Raw genomic sequence first — 22,326 nt, forward strand, 5'->3', positions numbered from 1 at the left:
AGTCTCATGGTTCTATTTTCTATTAAACGTTATGCTTGAGATTTGTTCGCTTTCCTTTGATTATCAAGATAAGCCTTTACTAAATAATGTGCAGTTTGCTATTAAGCCAGGGACCTTGTTGCATTTAAAGGGCGGCAATGGTGCTGGAAAAACGACATTATTAAAATTACTAGCCGGACTGCTGCGGCCAATAGAGGGTAATATTTATTGGCAAGGTCATTCTATTTATAATAACTTAGCGCAATATCAGCAAAATTTATGTTATGTTGGGCATAAATTAGGGTTAAGTAGTCAACTAACTGTTAAGGAAAATTGTTTGCTTGATTTACACTGGCAACAACCTGTCTCAAACCTCATAAGCGTTTTAGAGCAATTTTCTTTGCATAATCTAGCTGATAAACCTTGCTCGCAGCTTTCCATGGGGCAATTACGACGAGTTGCTTTACTGCGGCTAATATTGAGCAAGACGCTGTTATGGTTATTAGATGAGCCTTTAGTGGCGCTTGATAAATCAGCAATTACCGAGTTAGCAATGAGCTTTAGCCAGCATCTTGCTTGTGGTGGCTTTATTATTATGACCTCTCACCAAGCGTTACCCAGCCAATTTAGTCATTGCCAGGAATATCAGCTATGTTAACGGCATGGCAATGTTTTAATAAGCAATTTAGGCGGGATTGGTTATTAAATATGCGTCAACCGCGTTTATTAATTAATGCGGCCCTTTTCTTTGTCATGATTGTAGTTTTTTTTCCTTTAACTATGCCGCCTAATATGGACATCTTAAGGCAGGTTATACCAGGCGTTATATGGATTGCTGTTTTGTTAGCCATGTTGTTGGCAGCTGACCGACTTTTTCTACAAGATTATGAAGAAGGAATAATTGAGCAGTGGTTAATTTCAGGTTATTCTACCTCATTGATTGTTACGGCTAAATTAGCTGTACATTGGCTATTAACGCTATTACCTTTACTCCTCTTTTGCCCTTTTTTAGCACTATTTTTCCATTTCTCTTGGCTTGAATTAATAGTTTTAATGTTAAGTTTAATTGCTGGCACGCCTGCAATTTTAGCACTATGTTCTTTAGCCGCCGCATTTAGTGTGGGCCTGCAACAAAAAGGCATTTTCATGGCCTTGATTTTATTGCCACTTACCTTACCCATTATGATATTTGGTAGCAGCAGTTTAGCTGTGATGGAGTTTTCACAAGTAACAGGCAACTTAGCTATGTTATTAGCGTTCTCACTGCTTTGCGTTTGCTTCTTACCCTTTGCTATTGCAGCAATTATTCGCATTAGTTTGATAGGTTAAGCTTAATTTACAATAAAATTAGGCACATAAAAGTCATTTCAGAGCTTTTATGTCGAACTTTTTAATCAAGCTATAGTATGTGGCCTTTAATACATGATAAAATTTTCCTTTTATGATGGTTTTATACCGGCTAATGTGGAAATTTTTATATCAATTAGCATCTCCAAAGTCTTTTTATGACCGAACTGGACGTTGGTTACCGAGCTTAGGTATATTGACTGCGCTATTTTTAATGCTAGGCCTACTGTGGGGCTTAGTTTTTGCGCCTCCAGATTATCAGCAAGGCGATGCGTTTCGAATTATTTACATCCATGTTCCTACTGCGTTTATGTCGATGGCACTCTACGCGGCCATGGCTTTTTGCGCGTTGCTCTTATTGGTGTGGCATATTAAGATGGCTGGTGTTATGTTAAGCACCTTAGCACAAACAGGTGCTATCATGGCTTTTCTAGCTTTAATAACGGGCAGTATCTGGGGTAAGCCAATGTGGGGGGCATGGTGGGTTTGGGATGCCCGTCTAACGTCTGAGTTAATCTTGTTATTACTGTATGCCGCTATTTTAGCAGTTGATAAAGCGTTTCAGAATCGCGAGCAAGGTGATAAAATTGTAGCAATATTATCATTAATTGGCGTGATTGATTTACCCATCATTCACTATTCTGTCTATTGGTGGAATACACTGCATCAAGGGGCAACGTTATCAGTTTTTGCTAAACCTAAAATTGCAGCACCAATGCTTTATCCTTTATTGCTAAGTATTCTTGGATTTGCTTGCTATAGCTTATGGGTCGTTTTACATAAAGCGAGAAACGAAGTATTGCTACGCGAGCGTCGGCAAAATTGGGTTAGGAACGTCATTGAGAAGGGAAGTATATGAATCAACTAGTAACATGGTTAGCCATGAACGGTTACTCAATTTATATTTGGCCTGCGTATGGTTTAGTTTGTGTGGTATTAGTGATGAATTTATTAGGCATTAAAATACAACGTGTGCAAACTAAAAAAAAGTTACAGCAATGGTTTAAGAGACAATAACTATGAATGCTGCGCGGCGTCGGAAGCTGACAATGGTATTATTTATTTTGTTAACCGTAACTGCGGTGTTAGCTCTTATTATGTATGCATTGCGGCAAAATATCAGTTTATTTTATACGCCAAGCCAGGTAGGTCAAGGCGAGGCGCCACAGAGCAAGCCTATTCGTATTGGCGGCATGGTGGTTGAAAAGAGCATTGTGCGCGCTGCAGATGGTTTAACCGTGCAATTTAAATTAACAGATTTTAAGCAAACAATTTCAGTAAGTTATCGTGGTATTTTACCTGATTTATTTCGAGAGGGGCAGGGCATTGTGGCGTTAGGTACAGTTCTTGATAAAGAGCATTTCAAAGCAACAGAAGTGTTAGCAAAACATGATGCTAATTACATGCCGCCTGAAGTAAAAAATGCTTTAGCACAGCAACAACAGCAAGGTGGTAAGACAGGATGATTGCTGAAATAGGGTTATTTTCACTTATATTAGCATTCGTGTGTGCTGGCGCATTAGCAATCATTCCTTTAATGGGCTTAGTGCAAAAAAAACCAGCTTGGATTGCGGCAGCACCCAGCTACGTAGGTGGCCAGTTTCTGTTTGTTGCTATTGCTTATTGCTGTCTTACGTATTGCTTTTTAACAAATGACTTTAGCGTGACTTATGTTTTAGCTAATTCAAGTACATTATTGCCATGGTTTTATAAATTATGTGCAGTTTGGGGCGGGCATGAAGGCTCGATGCTTTTGTGGGTTGGTATTTTAAGCTTCTGGATGATGGCTGTTAGCTTTTTTAGCAAATCGCTTGCCCAAGAATTTAAAGTAAGAGTCTTAGTTGTGCTTGGTTGGCTAAGCGTTGGTTTTATCCTTTTTCTTTTGTCGACTTCAAATCCGTTTGCTCGGCAATTTCAGTTACTCCAAACCGAAGGTCGAGATTTAAATCCATTATTACAAGATCCTGGCTTTTTATTTCATCCACCGATGTTGTATATGGGGTATGTTGGTTTTTCAGTAGCTTTTGCTTTTGCCATTGCAGCCCTTTGGTTAGGTCGGCTTGAATCGTCTTGGTCGAAGTGGACTAGGCCTTGGACTTTGGCTGCTTGGTGTTGTTTAACTGCAGGTATTACTTTAGGTAGTTGGTGGGCTTATCGTGAGCTAGGTTGGGGAGGCTGGTGGTTTTGGGATCCGGTAGAAAATGCGTCTTTTATGCCTTGGTTAGTGGGCACAGCTTTATTACACTCCTTAGCCGTCAGTGAGCAAAGGCAACAATTTTTAGCATGGACACTCTTATTGGCTATCACTGCCTTTTCATTAAGTTTGGTAGGTACATTTTTAGTGCGTTCTGGTGTATTAACGTCAGTACATGCCTTTGCAGTGGATCCGCAACGAGGAATTTATATCTTAGGCTTTTTATTAGTGGTTATTGGTGGCTCTTTAAGTCTTTTTACATTTCGGGCGCAAACCTTACAAAATCGGGTAAGCCCAAGTTTATTTTCTAAAGATAGTGCGTTATTGCTTAATAATGTGTTTTTAGTCGTCATGATGCTCACAGTGTTGATGGGAACTGTTTATCCTTTATTAATAGATAGTTTAGGTTTAGGGAAATTATCGGTTGGCGCACCTTATTTTAATACCGTTTTTATTCCTTTAATGATTCCTCTTTTACTGTTAATGGGCTTAGGTATTCATTTAAACTGGCACCAGGATAAAGGTCGTCGACTCTTAAAACGCCTAGGTTATCTGGGGCTGGCTAGCATTATAGTCCCTACCTTAGGTTTGTTTTTATTAACAGATTCTATTAACAACATGACCTTGCTCGGATTAGTGTTTGCTGCATGGGTTTTATTGAGCACAATAAAGCTGGTTTATTTGCGCTTAAAGCAGCGTGCTTGGTATAACTTAAGTCAATCTTTTATAGGAATGGTTATTGCGCATTGTGGTTTGGCCATGACGGTTATTGGTATTAGTGTGTCAACGGGTTATGGTGTGCAAGATGATGTCAAAATGGCGCCTGGGGATAGTGCACGTTTAAATGGTTATACGGTCACTTTTCTTAAGGAAACTAAATTAACTGGCCCAAATTATCATGGCTATCAAGCGCGCTTTGAAATCCGTAAGGGACATAATCTAAATGTCATTTTCCCAGAAAAACGTATTTATGATGTTGGAAAAATGCCTATGACGGAGTCAGCGATTGATGTTAGTCCTTTTAGGGATATTTACATTGCTCTAGGTGAGCCTCTTGATGAAAATGCATGGTCAGTAAGGCTTTATTATAAACCACTTATTCGTTTTATTTGGGGTGGGGGATTTATGATTTTAGCGGGTGGTTTTCTTGCTATGACTGATAGGCGTTACTATTTAAAACATCGACAAACTGCGATGAATGTAGGAGAAAATCCAGCATGAAAAAGTATATCTTGCGTGTAGTTCCTCTTATCCTATTTGCAACGTTAGCTATTTTTTTAGGGCGTGGTTTATTTTTAGAGCCACAAAAGTTGCCATCAGCTCAATTGGGACAGGCATTACCAGCCTTTAAATTGCCAGTACTAGGTGCTGAGAATAAAACATTTGCTGATTCTGATTTATATGGTGATGTATCAATCTTAAATGTATGGGCGAGTTGGTGTACTGCATGCAGTGAGGAGCAGGTATTTTTATTGCGCTTAGCGGATGTAGGTGTGCCTATTTTTGGCTTAAATTATAAAGACAATCCTGAAAATGCTAAAAAATGGTTAGCAGAGTGGGGTAATCCTTATAAAAAAATTGGCACAGATACAGGCGGTAAGGTAGCTATTGATTTAGGTGTGTATGGCGCACCTGAGACTTTTTTAATTGATAAACAAGGAAAAATTCGTTTTCGTCATGTAGGTGTTTTAGATGAAAAAGTGTGGATGGATGAATTTTTACCACGTATTGAGCAGTTAAAAGGCCAGGCATGAGACAGCTAATTTGTGCTCTTTTTTTGTTATGGTTACCTATAGCGGATGCTAATACGCTTTATCCTTTGCCTACAACAAAACAAAGGGTGCAATTTGAACATTTACTTAAAGAATTACGTTGCTTAGTTTGCCAAAATCAAGATTTAGCTGACTCTAATGCGGGTTTAGCTAAGGATTTACGTGATCAAGTTTACACCATGGTTGCTGATGGTCGTAGTGATAGTGAAATTATTAATTATTTAACTGCACGTTATGGTGATTTTATTTTGTTTAATCCACCTGTTAAATCCTTAACTGTATTATTGTGGTATGGGCCCATGCTATTTTTATTGTTGGGGTTTTTTATTTTTTGGCGTACTTGTATTAAGCGGCGATCGTTATGAGTCATTGGGTATTAATTAGTTGTTTGATTACACTTGCAAGCTTTGCTGTGGTCATTATCATTTATCCTTTAGGCTCTACGCTTAAAAGAGGTTTTGTGCCTGTTGTTGTTAGCCTAGTTATGTTTATTACCTTAGCTTATTATCAGTGGGGCGCATACCCTGCTTGGCGGCAATATAAGCACAATGAAATGGCAGAATTTCGAGCAAAGACATTATTAGATAATATTAAGTCACCGCAAGAATTAATTAAAACATTAAAAAGTCATTTAGATGATACGCCGGCAAGTGCGCGAGGGTGGTACTTATTAGGTCGTCTTTATGTATCGCAAGGTGATTGGCTTTCCGGTCGGGATGCCTTTGCTAAATCTTATCAACTCAATCCTAAGGATGAGTTAATTGTTATTAATTATGCGACTAGTTTATGGCAATTAAACCAACAGCATTTTAATGAAGACATTCGCGCGCTTTTTGAGGGCTTGTTGCGTCAAATCCCTAATCAGCCTGATGCATTGGCTATGTTGGCTCTAGATGCTTATGAAAATCAAAATTATGGGCTAGCAATTAATTATTGGCAGCAGTTATTAAAGTTTGCGCCACCTGAGTCTGATGAGGCTTCTTCTTTGCGCAAAGCAATTGCGAAGGCACATGCCAAACAGCAAGCTTAGTATCTGACTTACAATCCCTTAATCATATTTCTTGAAAACTAGGCTTCGGCCAACAAAGACTTTCTAGCGAGGAGCAATCGTAAACACGCATGAAGCCGTCGTGGCGCTCTCAAAGCATATCCTTGTGCTTCGAAGGTTTACGATTGCTCCCCACTCGAAAGACTTTGTTATTCCCAACGGTAGGAGGCATTGTTGCTTGGATAAATTAAAACGTAGCTCAGGTGCAGGCCCATAGGGCCTAAACCCGGGTTTCATTGCGTTTCACCTAGACTACATTTATTTAGTATGAAATAAATCACAACCGAATTACCGCGGCGTGTCTGCGGTATCCAGTGAAGTGGCACTGACGGGTTGGATACCGTGGTCAAGCCACGGTATTTCGGACTTAAGATAGATAAAGCAAGTAGAGACTGTCTCAAAAAAAAACAAAAAACTTTTAATAAAATTTTGCTTGCTTTCAAAGACAGTATCTACTTGCTTGGCTTTCTTATATGCAACAATGCCGTGCGTGTGTGCGAAAGCAGTTGTTTTGGTATTAGCAGTTTCGTAATCAGTTTGTTGTGGTATACTTTTTGCTTCATTGCATGAAATCAAAATTAGCAGCTTGCTCTAGGGAAAGAACATGACAAATCGCGTTTATCAAATTATAGAATTGGTAGGAACCGCTGAGGAAGGGATTGAGGAAGCAATTAATAATGCAATTGCTAAGGCCTCAAGTTTATACGGTAAGCTTGATTGGTACGAAATTGTGCAAACGCGTGGGTTTATTGAGGATAATAAGAATAAATATTATCAAGTGCATCTAAAGATTGGCTGTCATACTCATTAAAGTGGCTTGAGGTAGGGTCGATTAAATGACAGCCTCAGTGTAGTTTCTTAGTACGTCTAAGAACTGCGTGCCATATCGGTCGAGTTTGTATTGGCCTACGCCTGAGACAGAGAGTAATTTTTCTAGATTTGTAGGTTTTTTAACCGACATTTCATATAAAGTTTGATCGCTAAAAATCATAAATGGCGGTTTATTTTCTTCATCAGCAATTTGTCGTCGTAAAGCGCGTAATTTTTCAAAAAGTGGGTTATCTTTAACTGTAATAGGGGTCTTGGTTTTCTCTTTTCTTTTAGTTAACTCAAGCTTCTCAACAGTTGGCAGGCAAATCATAATCGTGACTTCACCCCGTAATACAGCAACGGCTTTTTGAGTTAGTCGCAAGACATTAAAATGACTCATGTCTTGATAACAATAATCTTGATGAATTAATTGCCAAGCCAGTTGTTTCCAGTAATGCGCTGATTGATTGCTGCCAATGCCATAAGTACTTAATCTATCATGGCCTGCCTGTATGATTTTATCAGCATGACTGCCTCGTAAGACATCAATTGTATAAGCCATGCCATAATTTTGCTTAAGTCGGTAGATACATGATAAGAATTTTTGTGCATCTTCGGTTGCATCTTGCGTAGTTGGCGGGTTGTCGCATACGTCGCAATAATTGCAAGCAGCATCACATTGTTCATCAAAATAGCGTAGTAAAATTTGTCTGCGGCAGTGGCTTGCTTGGGCAAAAGCTATCATATGATTTAATTTACTTGTTTCAACACGTTGCTTGTGGGCGTCTTCAATGGACGTTACCCAGCTGCGTAGGCGAGCACTGTCGGCTGGGTCGTAAAGTAATAGGGCTCTCGCGGGTAGGCCATCGCGACCAGCTCGGCCTGTTTCTTGGTAATAGCTTTCTATGGTTTTAGGTAAGTCATAATGCACTACAAACCGAACATTAGGTTTATCAATACCCATACCAAAAGCAATGGTTGCGACTACGAGTTCAATGCGATCGTGTCTAAATAATGTTTGTACTTCGCGGCGTTCATTGTATGAAAGGCCGGCATGGTAACCGCGTGCTTGAAAGCCTTGTTCTCTTAACTTTTCAACTAGGCGATCGACACCATTGCGTGTACCACAATAAATAATACCTGCTTGCGAAGTTTGTGTTTCTAAAAAGGCTTGCACTTGTTTGAATGGGTTATTTTTAAGCAGTACTGAATAATGAATGTTAGGGCGGTTAAAAGAAGCTAAATAAGTTGCTGGTTTATAATTTAATTTATTAATAATATCTAAGCGTGTTTGCTGATCAGCTGTTGCTGTCAGGGCAATAATAGGGACATCTGGAAAATAAAGCTTAAGCTTACCAAGCGAGGCATACTCTGGGCGAAAGTCATGTCCCCATTGTGAAATACAATGGGCTTCATCAATAGCAAATAAGCCTATGCGGCATTCTTCTAAGCGCTCAAGAAATGAAGGGCTAACTAGCCGCTCTGGGGCGATATATAATAAATCTAACTGTTCATTATGTAATTGATTAAGTACTTGTCTTGATTGTTCATTGTCTAGTGATGAATTGTAGTAGGCTGCGCGAATCCCTTGTAACTTCAACGCAGCGACTTGATCTTCCATTAAGGAAATTAAGGGGGAGACAACAATGGCAACACCCTTAAGAATTAAAGCTGGAATCTGATAACACAAGGATTTGCCACCACCGGTGGGCATTAAAACTAAGACATCTTTTTTAGCTAAAACATCATTAATAATGGTTTCTTGTAAACCTCTAAACTCTGTAAAGCCAAAATAATTTTTTAAAGCAACGGCTGGCTCCATGTCATTTGCAAGCGATTCGAACAAAATTTCCATGTGTTTTTCTTTTTTATTTCATGTACGGCGAAAATTAGCAATAATAGCATTTTGTACGCGTCATCATAAAGAAAATAAGTAAACTTGACGAGTATGAGTTATAGTAATCGACAGATTAAATTAAGGATAAGCTAATGGACTTCTACTATAGCGATGAGCATTCTGCATTTCGAACCATGGCTAGTGAATTTGCACGCAATAAATTAGCACCTAATGCAGCTAGCTGGGATGAGCATAGCTATTTTCCGGTAGAAGTGTTGCGGGAAGCCGCGCAATTAGGCATGGCAGGCATCGTTGCTGGTGAGGATATTGGCGGCTCTAATTTAAAGCGTTTAGACGCAGCCCTTATCTTTGAGCAATTGGCGGCAGGCTGCGTTACCACCAGTGCTTATTTATCAATCCACAACATGGTTGTCTCTCTAATCGATCGCTACGCAGATAGTTCATTGCGAACCCTTTGGGGGCCACGTTTAACATCAATGGCGGTTTTGGCAAGTTATTGTTTGACGGAACCGGATTCAGGCTCAGATGCAGCGTCCTTAAAAACACGTGCTGTAAAAGATGGTCAAGATTATGTTGTTAATGGCACTAAGGCGTTTATTTCAGGCGGCAGCGTTAGTGATGTTTATTTATGCATGGTTCGTACCGGCGATGATTCGCATCAGGGCATTTCTTGTTTATTAATAGAAAAAGATAGGCCGGGCTTAAGCTTTGGTAAATTAGAAAAAAAATTAGGTTGGCGCAATCAGCCAACGTGCATGCTTTATTTTGAAAATTGCCGTGTCCCTATAAGTAATCGGGTTGGGGATGAAGGCATGGGATTTAAGATTGCGTTAAATGCATTAAACGGTGGTCGCGTTAATATGGCCTCCTGCTCGCTAGGCGGTGCGACTGCTTGCTTGCGTCTAGCACAAGCTTATTTAAAGGAGCGCAAACAATTTGGTAAACCATTAACTAAAATGCAAGCCTTGCGTTTTTATTTTGCTGACATGCTAACTGATTTCGAGGCAGCAAGGCTCATGGTTTATCGTGCTGCTGATGCCCTTGATAAACAGGATAAAAATGCACCTATGTATTGTGCGATGGCAAAGCGATTAGCAACGGATGTTGCGTTTCAGATTAGCGATAAAGCCATGCAGTTACATGGGGGTTATGGTTATTTACATGATTATCAAATAGAGCGTATCTTTCGCGATTTAAGGGTTCACCAAATCCTTGAAGGAACCAATGAAATTATGCGTGAAATTATTGCTAAAACATCGTTGGATGAAGCATTTTTTATTGATTAAAAAGGAGTATTTTACATGAGGGTTGTAGAACAAAGTTTAGACAATAGCGGTATTTTAACAATTACGCTTAATCGTCCTGAAAAGTTAAATGCGCTTAATGATGACGTCTTACAAACATTAACTGAAATCATGAATTACGCTAAACGTAATTCAGAAGTAAAAGCCCTTTTATTAACAGGTACAGGAAAGGCATTTTGCGCTGGTGCTGATATTACTCGTCTGGCTGAATGTAATGCACAACGCGGTTATGAGTTTGCTTGTGAAGGACAAGATGTGTTTCGGCAATTAGAAACGTTAGGAAAACCTTCTTTAGCAGCAATTAATGGGTTTGCTTTTGGTGGGGGCTGCGAACTTGCTATGGCTGCTACATTACGTATTGCTGCTAGTACTGCTCAATTTGGCCAGCCTGAAATTAAATTAGGTATCATTCCGGGCTACGGTGGTACGCAACGCTTAGCACGTCTTGTGGGCAAGGGACGCGCATTAGATTTATGTTTAACTGGCCGTTTTATTGATGCACAAACAGCACTAACGTGGGGTTTAGTGACAGATGTAGTAGAAAATGGCGAATTATTAGATAGGGCCATTAGTATTTTAACTTCCGTGATTTCAATGGCGCCTCTGGCTGCAGCGAGTATCATGGAAGTCATTGATCGGGGCTATGACTTGTCATTAAGTGATGCTTTACATCTTGAAGCTGTTCATTTTGCTAAGGTATGTGCTAGTGAAGATAAGAATGAAGGAGTTGATGCCTTTTTAAATAAGCGGCCAGCGTCATTTAAAGGAGCTTAAGATGAATGATGTTCGCTTTGATTGCCAGCATCACCTTGGCATCATTACGTTAGCAAGACCACAGGCCTTAAATGCCCTTAATCTACCCATGATACAAGCGATGCAGCAACAATTGCTGCATTGGGAACAGGATGACTCTATTTATGCTGTCGTGATTCAGGCAGAACCTGGTAAAGCGTTTTGTGCAGGTGGTGATGTGCGCTGGCTTTATGAAACAGGTTTAAAAAATAAAGCAGAGCAGATGCAATTTTTTTGGCATGAATACCGCCTAAATCATTTCATTCATCAATTCCAAAAACCTTATATTGCTCTTCTTAATGGCATTACCATGGGCGGTGGTGTAGGTGTTTCATTACATGGCGCTTATGCAATCGCTAATGAGCAATTTATATTTGCTATGCCAGAAACAGGGCTTGGTTTATTTCCTGACATAGGTGCGAGTTATTTATTAGCGCACTGTCCCGGACAGATAGGTTTGTATTTGGCTTTAACAGGCAATCGCTTAAATGCCAAGGAGGCTAATAAAGCTGGCTTGATTAATTATTTAGTAACGAATGAACAGTTTGAGCAGCTACTTGGTGGTCTTTATGAATTAGATTTAAGCCAAGATGCAGATGAGCGTATTAAGGCTTTTTTAAGCCAAGTGACAAAGCAAGAGCAATCAGTATTTCCTGACGTTGAGAAAATTAATCATTATTTTTCTAAGCCAAGTGTACAAGCAATTATGGAGGCACTTAAGGCGAGTGATGATGCTTGGGCGTTAGCAACACTGCAAACCCTAGAGCAAAAATCGCCATTAAGTTTAGCAGTGACGTTTGAACAAATTCATAAAGCGCAAACCTTATCGATGGCAGAGTGTATTAAGATGGATTATCGCTTAGTTGCTCATTTTATGAATGATCATGATTTTTATGAAGGTGTTAGGGCTTTATTAATTGATAAAGATAAAAACCCGCGCTGGTCACCTGCTAGTTTAGATGCCGTAACGCCCGGGTTAGTTGCTAATTATTTTGAACATCGTGGCGACGATGAATTAGCATTATTGCGCTAGAAAAAATGGGCTAGGATAGGATTGGATATAGAGTCTTAAGTCAGAGCGCCGTTGTTTATGTATGTAAATTTATAGGAATAAGGTTCCTGCAGAAGCAGGAACTCATTTCTATCCCTGAGGTGATAATGAATATTGTATAACAGGCTGCTGCGCTTTAGGTTCTTCCTCTGTCCCCATAAGATGGGCTGATAGACTAGTGGGCATAGAATGCGCTGACGGTTGAGGTTGAACGAACTCATGGCGTTCAGAGTTATTTTGTGGATCAACTCCTAGATCAGCAATCATTCCTTTCAAAACCTGATTATGATCTTCTGAATCTTGAGGTGAATGATCCATGGGCGGATTATTTGGAATGGGGTTCATATCTACAGTAGTTGGCTGCTTAAACTTCTGAATCAATTTTACCAAGCCTGTGGTAATTAAGGTAGCGCCTGCACCGATACCCGCGCCAATCACAGCACCAATTGCAGTACCTGGGCCTGGGAAAAGTAGCGTACCTATGAGCGCGCCAGCGCCTGCGCCTAAGCCAGTACTACCTATCGTCGTCATTAAGGCACCAAAGATAGGGTGATTCGTAACGGCATTATAAATACCGGTAGCAAACAAACTGGTAGAGGCACTCACACCGGCACCAATGGCTGCCCCAATGGCAGTTCCTATACCTGGGAAGGCAAACGTACCTAAGATAGCGCCAATACCTGCACCTAAACCTGTGCTACCTACTGTGGTTAAGGCTGTGCCCAGAGCTGGTTTTTTCTTGAATAATTCGAGAAGACCAGTTCCTGTTAAGCCTAAACTTAATCCGGTTCCTGCACCAATTGCACCGCCTACAGCGCCACCAAGCATACTACCAAGTCCAGGTATAGGGATTAAAAAGGTGCCGAGGAATCCGCCAATGACAGTAAGACTTACAATGGCTGCTGCTTTTAATTTATTTTGGTGTTTAACCCACCATGGCTCTGTAACAGGTTCTATTGCAACGAGTTGAGGCTCGGTGTTCAAATCATCAATTTGCTTAAGCTCAACACTTAAATTTTTAAGTTGTTCTAACAAATTCTCAAATTGTTCTAGTAACTCTTCTTGAAGATTACGCTCTAAATCTTCAAGAAGAACATTTCTTAAATGGCCTAGCTGGCTATCATCGATTCGACTAAAATCCATGTTTAATAGTCGAGGCAGTGCGCTTCTTAAGAAAGAAGTATTACCCGTTTTTAGCATCGCTAAAACAGCAACATGCTTATCAGAGGTATGGAGTAGCTCAATTGAAAGAGGATTTATTAAAGACTTATTAGGGAGTGACTCGTCAAAATATGTGAAAAATTCAGCAAAATGCTGCGGCAGTAAATTAAGTATTTGCTTATGGAGCGCATTAAAATAGCGGCCAACTTTCGCCTTGTTTTCTTCAATAATTTCGCGCGACAGATAGATGTACAACTCTTGCTGAAACGCTCGTAAAATGGCTTGTTCATCTGCGTCTTGTGAGTCTTGCTCATCTGATGGCTGTATCCATTTTTTATATTCTTCACGCACATGTTCAGCGGTTTGGCCTGGCTCTAGGTGGCCAGAAACTTGAGCCCATTGAACTAATGCTTCCAAGCTTTGATGCTGATAGATGTCAGCATACAGTTCGTTTTGTAAAAAACCCGTAACAAAGCCGCTGCCTGTTTGATAATGAGGAAGATAGCGGCTATCGCCATTATTAAACAAGGAAATATTTACTTTTTGTTCATTAATAATTGTTTTAGTTGCGATAATCACTTGGCCGGCTTCGCCACGACCCGTTGGAAAGCGCGAACGAAGCACTTTATTTGCTTCTAAATTCTCAATACGCTCTTTAAGATCAGGAAAAACCAATTGAGCAATTTGCCGAGTGTATTCAGCAACTTTTTCTTCATAGTCAGCCGCATCCTCGTTATTCATCATAGACATAGGGATTTCAGTACCTATGTATAAAATATCATTCGCGTAAAAGACTCGAATGCGCGGTGGGCGTACTAAATTCCAGCCAAATTGTTTTAAAGGTTCTTGCCAATCGGTTAAATCTAAAGAGCGTTGATTAGCTTGTAATTCATCGCAGGTAATAATTGGTTTATCGTGCTTATTTTTTATAAAAAAAGTGACAGTCCCATGGACGGGAACAACGGGCATAGCTGCTACATCGTCTGTGGTATGTTTTAGGTGATGAGTTGCCTTATCCGGGTAAATAATTTCATCTTTTTTATCGCCACGCAAAGCACCTGTTGCCACATGAATATGAACGTCATTGTCTACAAAACCATTGATTTTCAAATAGTTGCTAACTTGTTTTCGCAATATTTTAAGTGAGGATGTGTTGAAATCTTCAGAAACTAAATAAAGTTTTCCTTTTTCTTTCAAGGTCTCAATTAATGCATGCTGAAGATCACGAATTTGAATCTGGCTAAATGGTTTAGAGGAAAAAACGTTATCATCGCCTTGTTGAAATCCTTGTGCAACAGAAAAGTCGCGTTGATGCATAAAGCTCAGTAAATAATTCTTATCAACGCCATCTGCAATTAATTTATCTGTGACATCCTCGGTTTCAAAGCGGAAAATATTAGCGCGTCCATTTTCTCTATTAATGTTCCCATCTGATTTTAAACGATTATCTATGATAATAATTTCTGCATCGGGCTCAAGTTTTCTCACTTTTAAAGCGCGATGCAGATTTGCAGGGCCCGCACCGATAAAAACATGAATAGTCACAACACACCTCTTTGAAATTTTATTTCTTTGTGCATTTGGGCAAATTGTATTCATTAAAACTTAAGGTTTTATTAATCAGATAATTTTTTGTTTAACTGTTTGAAATATTGTCATATTAAGGCTGCTATTGGCTGCTGCAGGGGTAAGAGATAGTGTTGAGGAATACTTGGCATCCTATAAAAATCATTATAAAGTACACGGCACTTATTTGACCTGAGGCTAAACCCTAGCAGGTTGTACAATTAATCTCTTAAATTAAAAGGAATAACATGCAAAACACGGAATGGCCCGCCGAAGACTATGCAATTGGTTCATATATTCAAGCGACTCTTGCCGATAAATTTTTAAGTGATTTGCACTTAAATGCAACGGATCACGTATTAGATATTGGTTGTGGCAATGGAGCTTATACTCGTAAAATTCTAGATAAAGTCCCGCAAGGCTCGGTATTGGGATTAGATGCTTCAGCTAATATGTTGCGACTTGCCAAAGAAGTAAGCCTAGATTATCCCAATTTTTCTGTTGCAAAAGATAATGTACTTAACATGAATTATGCCAATCAATTTGATCAGGTTGTGTCATTTTGGTGTTTGCAATGGGCTAGCCATGATATTAGAAAGGCCTTTACCAACATTATCAATGCGTTGAAGCCAGGCGGCAAATTCTTTACTCTCTTTCCAGCTGGCGATGATGCCTTTATTAAAGCTTATTGCGTGCTCTCCGAGGCAGAGCAATTTGCCTGGCTTAGAGATTTTAAAAAACCGGTTGATTATAACGATTTAGATAATCTTCCTGAGAAACTAAGTGATATGCCATGTAAACACCTTAGCGTGACGCTACATCGTGATTTTATTACGCTGCCAAACTTAGAATTTTTTAGAAAATTTGTAAATGGCATTGCCTTTTATCAGGGGCAAGCGTCTGATGCAGAAATTAAGCTTATTAACGAAGCCATGGTTGACTGGTTTGCAGAAGAATGCCAGAAAAAATATCAGGGTGAGTATAGATTTAATTGCTCTGTTTATCTCGTGACTGGTGAAAAGTAAACTTAATCAATATAAATTGTAATCTTTTCAAGACCTAAAGAGTGGTGGTTAAAAAATTAACGAGTACTTTTTAGGTTAATTGAGAGGCGCTAAAGCCTCTTTTTTGCAAGTAAACTCCATTTATTTTCTTACGTTTATAGATGCTCACTTATTACTTTATTAAATTTAAGGGCAAAATAACTAACTTAGCTGTTAAAAATAAGATTTTAATGGTTAATTTTTAAATTTGTTAATAATATATTAATCTGAATGATATAAAATATATCATATAGTTTAATTAATGGGGTTTGCTTTGACTTGGTATATCGAGGCCTTGCAGCCTGTGATTGATAAGTTACCTTCTGAGCAGAAAGAAAAAGCCAAAAATTTTTTAAATAACTGTTTTAGTGAATTTGGGCGTATTTTGAATCCTGAGAAGCCTAATCAAATAGATACCCTATTTTGCTTAGCTGTTATTGAAAAAGCAAATAACCGACTGATGCCGCGTAAAGGTAATTTATCTTTAGAAAAATTTGCACAAAGCATGTTTTCATTGATGTCACTTTATGCAAAACAGCGCTCTACAAGCCGTCTTACTAATGACGAAATTCTACGGGTTTTTAATCCAATTTATGTAGCATCTGATGTCTATCCTTTAGCAAATATAGCCCAAAAAGAACAGTTGCAAAAATTAAAACAATGGGAAATTGAATGGCTGCGAAGGTTAAATTATAAGTTAGAGATAGATTATCAAGCATTTAAGAATTTATTAAGTGGAGTCAATGGAATCCCTGAAGATATAACTGCTCATCTTAATAGAAAAGCAGCGTTTAAACTATTAGATACCCCTTCTAAATCAAGTGTTAGCAAATTAGGTAGCGAATCATTAGGTATTCTCACGTCAACTGGAGCGGGTGCCGCTATCGGCGCAGTTATTGGCTCTATCGTCCCTGGCATTGGGACAGTCATTGGAGCAATACTTGGTGCTGGTATTGGTGCTGGTGTAAGCTCTAGTGGCGTGGGGCTAAAAAGGCTATGGGATAGTCATATAAAAAGTGGGGCTGCCATTACATCTGCAGGTAGTACAAGCTTAGGCCTGACTATTGGTATAATAGTAGGTTCAGTTGTTTTTCCTGGATTAGGTACAGTGCTTGGTGGAGGTATTGGTGCAGTTACAGGGTTTTTAGCGTCAATTATACCATCAGCTATTAAAAAGCTTGTTCATAGAGCTAAAACGGCAAAAAAAGAAGCAGAGCGCTCTGATTCTATAGAGAAGCTTAATATTACCGAACCTGATTCTGCTGATTTATCTTCTCCTGATTTACCAAAGGCTGACTATTACCATCGTCAAATAGTTACTTCACCACCTCAAGAAGGTGATATAAAAGTCCTCATGGTCCAAGCGCAGAATAAGCTCATTGACTTGCTTCGTACCCTTGAATTCAAAGGTTCAGAGGATAAAAATAAAAACGCAGAGGATCAAGAAAAGTTTACAACAGCTTTAGACAGCAAAGATATTGAGACAATTGTTGCTATGCTACCGAAAGAAGTAGAAAAGGCTCCAAATATAGAAACAAGAAATTCACTGGCAGATTATTTAATGATAGCTTCTGAGTTACATAAGCTTAGCCATTTAACTGAAACGCAGATCCCGAGCCGAGATGAGCAAGGCCAGCCTACTAATTTGCTCTATTATACTGTTGCTACCCAAGTGGGTGGGGTGACTAAAAAAGTTCCTTTAATTAGTGAAGATGCACTCAGGAACAAATTAACTAAGTTGCGTGATAAAAATATAGCTAATGTTACAGATTATATTAATGATTACTCTGAGTACCAACTAAAGCCCAACGCGATTATCAAATTACCCAAAAGCAGTAAAATTCCCTTTGAAGGCGAGATGATAGAAGAAGTACAACATGAGCTAGTCGCATTAGCTATGTCTAAAATATTAGATTGTAAGACAACCGATGTAGCAATGGTTATGTATGAAGAAAAGCCTGCACTTTTTATACCCTTTGAGGAGATTAAGCTTTTAGGCGAAGTTGCAGAAGGAAAAGTATTTACAGGAATGGGCAATACCTATGAGCATTATTCTACGATTAAACCTATAGGTTCTGGCTTACAAAGTAATGGCTTTATAGACGATTTCGGTAAGGCTTTTTCATTGTTATATGTATGTAGCGACCCTGATAGCATTGGGGCATATAATCAAAATAAAGCGCTTGTTAATGATCGCTCATTATTTATCTTTGACCAAGTTGTCATGTTAAGTAATAAACTGAAGCTGGATTCACGCTTAAGTCTTCAACCTGATCAAGCGATAATGAAACATACGAGGCACGGTCGTGGTCGCAATCGAAGCTTAATTGAAGATTCATCCCTGAAGGAGAAATTTGCGAGCTTAGAAAAACTAATCCAAAAGCAGGATGTTATTTATACTTACCTTTATAACATAGTAAAAGCACATGAGGCTCAAATTAGCCAAATAAATGCAAGCTTAAAAACTAAATCTAATCTTGAGGACAGTGACAAAGAGGAGATTGACAAGCTTCGCGAACAAAAAGAGCAAGTCACCCAGCTACGAGACGATGCAATTGCTTTATTTAATACGATTAAAAATCGCATTGCAGAGATTCAGGCGGTCTTACCATTGGTAAGCAAAGATTTACCTCGAAGTGCTGTGTGTTCTGCTTTAATTCTTGAAAAGCTTATGCATAATCCTAGATTATATACTGATACTGGCAAGCCTTATAGAAATCCTTGGACTTACCGGCATAATAATCCTGTACAACGTGTCTTTACTCAAGGTGACCACGTTGTGGTTAATTTTACTAATAATATCCCGACTAAGATGGTAGAGCTGTTAAATCGAAATAGGCAGTTGTTAATAACCATTGATCCAGAAAATCCTAAAAGTTTAACCATGACACGCGCTGATTTTGATAGCTTAAAGGAAGATATGCTTTATCCTGAAATGCGCCTTGAGTTGCAAAAAGATACAAACTACTTAGACGTAACTTCTTTAGAAATCATTGGTAAAGCTTATGGGGCAGGGCACCAAAAGGATATCTTGCTTTTAATCAAAAAATATCAAGAAGAAATGAATTCTTCTAATGCTACTCCGACATCGAAGTTAGACGCAATGTGTACATTAGATACTGCGCTACAAGTCCATGCTAAGAATGCAGACGATAAAGGGTTTGCAATGCATGTGCGTAAGAAACTACAATTTGATATTCAACAGCGTTTACTGGCAATAATACCTGAAGATTTAAAAGCTCGTTTAAGTGATCAAATGAAAGCAGCCTTTGTGGCTGCATTAAGGCTTGATCAAGGTGATGTTTTTAATAACGTGGTTATGTCTGTCATTCGCAAAAACAAAATGGATTCGCAAGAATTTTCAAACTTTTTGCAGTTATGTATTGACCAAGCTACGACAGCTAATAATCACCAATCTGCAATAAATGCTAGAGCAAAAATTAGCAAGAAAGCAAATAAATTAGGTGAATTCTGTGCTGCAGCCAGAGAGGAGCAGGCCCTGGATATCGTTGTTGATATAAACTTTGATCCTGTTCAGGCGCGTAAAGTTGAGTTAAATGCTCAATATCAAATCATAGATAAGACGACAGCACCTTGCCTAGGCAAAGAAGACATATTCGTTGAAGAGCCATTTAATCCAGCACCCTCAACAATTTAGGCGCAATAAAAGCCGCTAGCAACTAAACGTAGTAGGTAGTAGTTATTATTTAATACAAATTGGGTTAACGCTTACTAAAAGGTTTGCGAATTTGTTCAACTAAATCAGGTGGTGCTTTTTCTGGAGAACCGGTATTAAAAGGCGGTTTAGGATCATACTCAAGCCTAAGCTCTAAACCTTGCGCAGTTTTTTCATCAGCAATTTTCGCAGCCAATGAGAGAGCCATGTCAATGCCGGCAGAAACCCCGGCTGCCGTAATTATCTTTCCTGCCTCAACAATGCGTTGCGATGTGGGTTTAGCACCCCAAGTTTGCAATTGATTTAATACAGCCCAATGCGAGGTTGCGTTTAACCCCGTGAGAATACCGGCTGCTCCTAGAATAAGGCTGCCTGTGCATACAGACGTAGTCCAAGTTGTCGTCGCATGAATTTGCTTTACCCAGTCTAAGATATCAGGAAATTGCGTTAAGGAGGTGGCATTACCAGCGCCAGGGACAAGCAATATATCGGCATGGGTTACTTCCGCTAAACTATAATCAGCAATGAGCTTTAAATCGGCAGCATAAGTATTAATAACGCCTTTTGTTTGAGCGACCCTTTTAACCTCAATACCAGGAACTCGACTTAACACTTCATGCGGGCCAATGGCATCTAAGGCGGTCATGCCATCATAGAATAAAAATACCAGTTGCAAGTTATACTCCTTTTGATGCGACATAAGAAGCAAAAGGGCTCAAAAGAGCCCTTTAAAGCAAAGATTAATCATTTACTTCACAGGTAATTTTAGTGCAATCACGACAATGTTTAGAAGCAAATTCAAATGCTTCTTTAGCTGACATTTTTTGGTTTGCCATTTTATCATCAGCAGACTTGTCAGCTGCAACATCGCTACTGCTGGCATTGGTTGTGCACATCCAATTAGCTTTCATGCTTGTTTGCGTAGTATTGCCTGTGCCAGTACCATTGGTTGTGCTGGTAGAGCTTGTCGTGTTAGGTGTATTGGTATTATCTGTGCTAGCTGCAGCGAAGCAAGCTACACTGCTTGACATTAAAACAGCAAATCCTAGGATTGTCTTATTCATGATATCTTCCTTATGTTTAGATTATATTTCTGTCCTTCTTTATGGCAAACATCTAAAACATACGACTCTTAATTATAGCAAAATAATCAGGGGTTAGAATTAAAGCAATCTAAAAACACGACTAAATAACACATCGTTTAAAGTGGCTGCAAACCATTCTGCAGCCACTTTAAATTTGATTTGTTTAACGAAGAGCAAGTGCAAAGAAGACATAACTCCAACCGCTAATCAGTAATTCAATAGCAATAAGTAAGCCAATAACCCACAAGCCACTTACAGGCCAACTGCTAAGAATAATAACCCCCATAATAATGGATGCAAGGCCTGCTAAAATGAGCCAAAATGAACCTTTATTTTGCTTTAAGGTAAAAGCCATGACAAAGCGGATAAAGCCAATGGCAATCAGTAACCAGGCTAACATCGCAGTTAAAATAGCAGAAGCAAGCACTGGGTCGTAAATAATTAAAGCGCCTGCCCAAATATAAAGTAAGGCAATGAGAACATGCCAGAGTATAGCCTTCCAGCCTTTACATTTAAAGGCATCAATCAACTGGCCCGCGCCCGCAATAATAAGAAGAACGCCAATTACTAAAATACTGGCTAAGGTAACACTAACAAGCATGCCTAAGGCTAATGCACCAAGCACAATAAATAAAATGCCTAAACCAAGGAGCCAGCCCCAATGACGCCTTAAGCTCGCGGGAATAGCCAATTTATTGCTAGTATTGTTGTCCATAACCTGTCACCTATTGATAGTTATACATATCAATAATAGATTATTTATAAGTCTACATGCCAATTTTAGACAGAAAATCATAAAAACGCTTTTAGATAAAATAGAAATAGATCAATCAATTAGATTAAGTTAGCTTTAAGAGATTTGCCGGACACGATAAAAGCGCAATGCATTCTGATAGAAAATCTTGTTTATAATGTCTTTAGGAAAATTATCGGTAATGATTTGCATATCAGCTTCATCAAATGGCTTAGGGGCCCGCGTACCTGGTAAATCTGTGCCAAACATTAAGCAATCAGAATTAACTGCTATGATTTGTCTTAATCCCAATAATACGGGAAAGTCTACTCTACTAAATCCCGTTGCTTTGATGTAAATACCTTTATCAATTAGTTTTAATAAATGCGGGAAGCCTGCTTTGCTTAATCCTAGGTGATCGATACTGACTTGTGGCAATTTTAGCAACATAGGCGCCATGTCAGGCAAATTGCTTGCATCTAGATAAAATTCACTGTGCCATTTAGCTAATTCATAACAACGGGCCCCAAACGATTGTATCTCATTAAGGGTTAATTGCATGCCTCGTTTAATATTAAAACGAATAGCCCGCACGCCAGCTTCATTTAACTGCAGGATGGTTTGATCATCAACGTCAAGCGGCAGCTGTGTAACCCCAACAAATGTTGAGCCTAATGTTTTTAAAGCTGCCAACAAATAGGATTGATCAAATGCTTGAAACGAGCCAGAAACAATGGCACCACCAATGACATCCAATTGAAACTTAGCCATTGCTTGTAAATAATCTTCGCAACTAAAAGGGGAAGGCAGATAGCCCTGATTAGGTACCAGCGGAAAACTTGGGTCAATAATATGAAAATGGCTATCAAATAATTGCATATTTTAACTCCTGGCTTACCCTAATTTT

Annotated in this window: 22 protein-coding genes; 15 read left to right on the plus strand and 7 right to left on the minus strand. The window is 39.1% G+C overall.

Annotated elements, in window-relative coordinates; genetic code table 11:
* Window positions 1-31 precede the first annotated feature (31 nt).
* From ccmA to DYE47_RS04645, 9 genes are all read left to right on the plus strand, one after another.
* Entirely contained in the window at window positions 32-637 is a 606-nt protein-coding gene (gene ccmA / locus DYE47_RS04605) for a cytochrome c biogenesis heme-transporting ATPase CcmA (RefSeq protein ID WP_115302139.1), read from the plus strand.
* Window positions 631-1,308 carry a heme exporter protein CcmB gene (gene ccmB / locus DYE47_RS04610; RefSeq protein WP_115302140.1) on the plus strand — a complete coding sequence of 226 codons (678 nt, stop codon included), beginning with the start codon at window positions 631-633 and terminating at the stop codon, window positions 1,306-1,308. Before ccmA ends, ccmB begins: the two co-directional genes overlap by 7 nt.
* 115 nt (window positions 1,309-1,423) lie before the next feature.
* Window positions 1,424-2,185 (plus strand): heme ABC transporter permease CcmC, encoded by a 762-nt coding sequence (gene ccmC, locus DYE47_RS04615; protein ID WP_280524207.1) that lies wholly within the window; start codon window positions 1,424-1,426, stop codon window positions 2,183-2,185.
* Window positions 2,182-2,343 carry a heme exporter protein CcmD gene (ccmD, locus tag DYE47_RS04620; RefSeq protein WP_165482025.1) on the plus strand — a complete coding sequence of 54 codons (162 nt, stop codon included), beginning with the start codon at window positions 2,182-2,184 and terminating at the stop codon, window positions 2,341-2,343. Before ccmC ends, ccmD begins: the two co-directional genes overlap by 4 nt.
* 2 nt (window positions 2,344-2,345) lie before the next feature.
* Window positions 2,346-2,792 carry a cytochrome c maturation protein CcmE gene (gene ccmE, locus DYE47_RS04625; RefSeq protein ID WP_115302142.1) on the plus strand — a complete coding sequence of 149 codons (447 nt, stop codon included), beginning with the start codon at window positions 2,346-2,348 and terminating at the stop codon, window positions 2,790-2,792.
* On the plus strand, window positions 2,789-4,741 hold the full coding sequence (locus tag DYE47_RS04630) for a heme lyase CcmF/NrfE family subunit (protein ID WP_115302143.1): 1,953 nt from the start codon (window positions 2,789-2,791) through the stop codon (window positions 4,739-4,741). The genes ccmE and DYE47_RS04630 overlap by 4 nt, the downstream gene beginning before the upstream one ends.
* Window positions 4,738-5,274 (plus strand): DsbE family thiol:disulfide interchange protein, encoded by a 537-nt coding sequence (locus DYE47_RS04635; protein ID WP_115302144.1) that lies wholly within the window; start codon window positions 4,738-4,740, stop codon window positions 5,272-5,274. The genes DYE47_RS04630 and DYE47_RS04635 overlap by 4 nt, the downstream gene beginning before the upstream one ends.
* Window positions 5,271-5,657, plus strand: coding sequence for a cytochrome c-type biogenesis protein (locus DYE47_RS04640; protein WP_115302145.1), 387 nt, complete (start codon window positions 5,271-5,273; stop codon window positions 5,655-5,657). Before DYE47_RS04635 ends, DYE47_RS04640 begins: the two co-directional genes overlap by 4 nt.
* On the plus strand, window positions 5,654-6,322 hold the full coding sequence (locus DYE47_RS04645) for a tetratricopeptide repeat protein (RefSeq protein WP_115302146.1): 669 nt from the start codon (window positions 5,654-5,656) through the stop codon (window positions 6,320-6,322). Before DYE47_RS04640 ends, DYE47_RS04645 begins: the two co-directional genes overlap by 4 nt.
* Window positions 6,323-6,628: 306 nt before the next feature.
* Here the strand turns inward: DYE47_RS04645 and DYE47_RS04650 are convergent, their stop codons facing one another.
* Entirely contained in the window at window positions 6,629-6,916 is a 288-nt protein-coding gene (locus tag DYE47_RS04650; RefSeq protein ID WP_115302147.1) for a hypothetical protein, read from the minus strand.
* Window positions 6,917-6,944: 28 nt separating this feature from the next.
* Here DYE47_RS04650 and DYE47_RS04655 point away from each other — a divergent pair, with 28 nt between their 5' ends.
* Window positions 6,945-7,151, plus strand: a complete 207-nt coding sequence (locus DYE47_RS04655; protein ID WP_115302148.1) for a dodecin — start codon at window positions 6,945-6,947, stop codon at window positions 7,149-7,151.
* A 21-nt stretch (window positions 7,152-7,172) separates the two neighbouring features.
* Here the strand turns inward: DYE47_RS04655 and recQ are convergent, their stop codons facing one another.
* On the minus strand, window positions 7,173-9,005 hold the full coding sequence (gene recQ, locus DYE47_RS04660) for a DNA helicase RecQ (protein WP_115302149.1): 1,833 nt from the start codon (window positions 9,003-9,005) through the stop codon (window positions 7,173-7,175).
* Between the two features lie 134 nt (window positions 9,006-9,139).
* On the opposite strand from recQ, the gene DYE47_RS04665 reads away from it, so the two are divergent.
* The 3 genes from DYE47_RS04665 to DYE47_RS04675 are packed head-to-tail and all read left to right on the plus strand — an operon-like array spanning window position 9,140 to window position 12,137.
* A complete protein-coding gene (locus DYE47_RS04665; protein ID WP_115302150.1) occupies window positions 9,140-10,294 on the plus strand; it encodes an acyl-CoA dehydrogenase family protein in 1,155 nt (384 codons plus the stop codon).
* A gap of 15 nt (window positions 10,295-10,309) precedes the next feature.
* The gene (locus tag DYE47_RS04670) at window positions 10,310-11,086 is read left to right on the plus strand and encodes an enoyl-CoA hydratase/isomerase family protein (RefSeq protein WP_115302151.1); all 777 of its coding nucleotides are present in this window, start codon (window positions 10,310-10,312) and stop codon (window positions 11,084-11,086) included.
* Between the two features lies 1 nt (window position 11,087).
* Entirely contained in the window at window positions 11,088-12,137 is a 1,050-nt protein-coding gene (locus tag DYE47_RS04675) for an enoyl-CoA hydratase/isomerase family protein (protein WP_115302152.1), read from the plus strand.
* Window positions 12,138-12,245: 108 nt separating this feature from the next.
* Here the strand turns inward: DYE47_RS04675 and DYE47_RS04680 are convergent, their stop codons facing one another.
* Window positions 12,246-14,861 (minus strand): hypothetical protein, encoded by a 2,616-nt coding sequence (locus DYE47_RS04680; RefSeq protein ID WP_115302153.1) that lies wholly within the window; start codon window positions 14,859-14,861, stop codon window positions 12,246-12,248.
* Between the two features lie 269 nt (window positions 14,862-15,130).
* Between DYE47_RS04680 and DYE47_RS04685 the strand changes: the two genes are divergently transcribed.
* Window positions 15,131-15,907, plus strand: coding sequence for a class I SAM-dependent methyltransferase (locus DYE47_RS04685; RefSeq protein ID WP_115302154.1), 777 nt, complete (start codon window positions 15,131-15,133; stop codon window positions 15,905-15,907).
* A 292-nt stretch (window positions 15,908-16,199) separates the two neighbouring features.
* Window positions 16,200-19,583 (plus strand): hypothetical protein, encoded by a 3,384-nt coding sequence (locus DYE47_RS04690; RefSeq protein WP_131750063.1) that lies wholly within the window; start codon window positions 16,200-16,202, stop codon window positions 19,581-19,583.
* A 64-nt stretch (window positions 19,584-19,647) separates the two neighbouring features.
* Here DYE47_RS04690 and DYE47_RS04695 read toward each other — a convergent pair whose 3' ends face one another.
* From DYE47_RS04695 to DYE47_RS04710, 4 genes are all read right to left on the minus strand, one after another.
* Window positions 19,648-20,277, minus strand: a complete 630-nt coding sequence (locus DYE47_RS04695) for a DJ-1/PfpI family protein (RefSeq protein ID WP_115302156.1) — start codon at window positions 20,275-20,277, stop codon at window positions 19,648-19,650.
* Window positions 20,278-20,341: 64 nt separating this feature from the next.
* Window positions 20,342-20,665 (minus strand): hypothetical protein, encoded by a 324-nt coding sequence (locus DYE47_RS16220; RefSeq protein WP_176579710.1) that lies wholly within the window; start codon window positions 20,663-20,665, stop codon window positions 20,342-20,344.
* A 184-nt stretch (window positions 20,666-20,849) separates the two neighbouring features.
* Window positions 20,850-21,401: an HdeD family acid-resistance protein gene (locus DYE47_RS04705; RefSeq protein WP_115302157.1), complete on the minus strand. Its 552-nt coding sequence runs from the start codon at window positions 21,399-21,401 to the stop codon at window positions 20,850-20,852.
* A gap of 135 nt (window positions 21,402-21,536) precedes the next feature.
* Window positions 21,537-22,298: an amidohydrolase family protein gene (locus DYE47_RS04710; protein ID WP_115302158.1), complete on the minus strand. Its 762-nt coding sequence runs from the start codon at window positions 22,296-22,298 to the stop codon at window positions 21,537-21,539.
* Window positions 22,299-22,326: the final 28 nt, after the last annotated feature.

The organism is Legionella beliardensis (assembly GCF_900452395.1).
In the GTDB taxonomy this organism is placed as follows: Bacteria; Pseudomonadota; Gammaproteobacteria; order Legionellales; family Legionellaceae; genus Legionella_C; species Legionella_C beliardensis.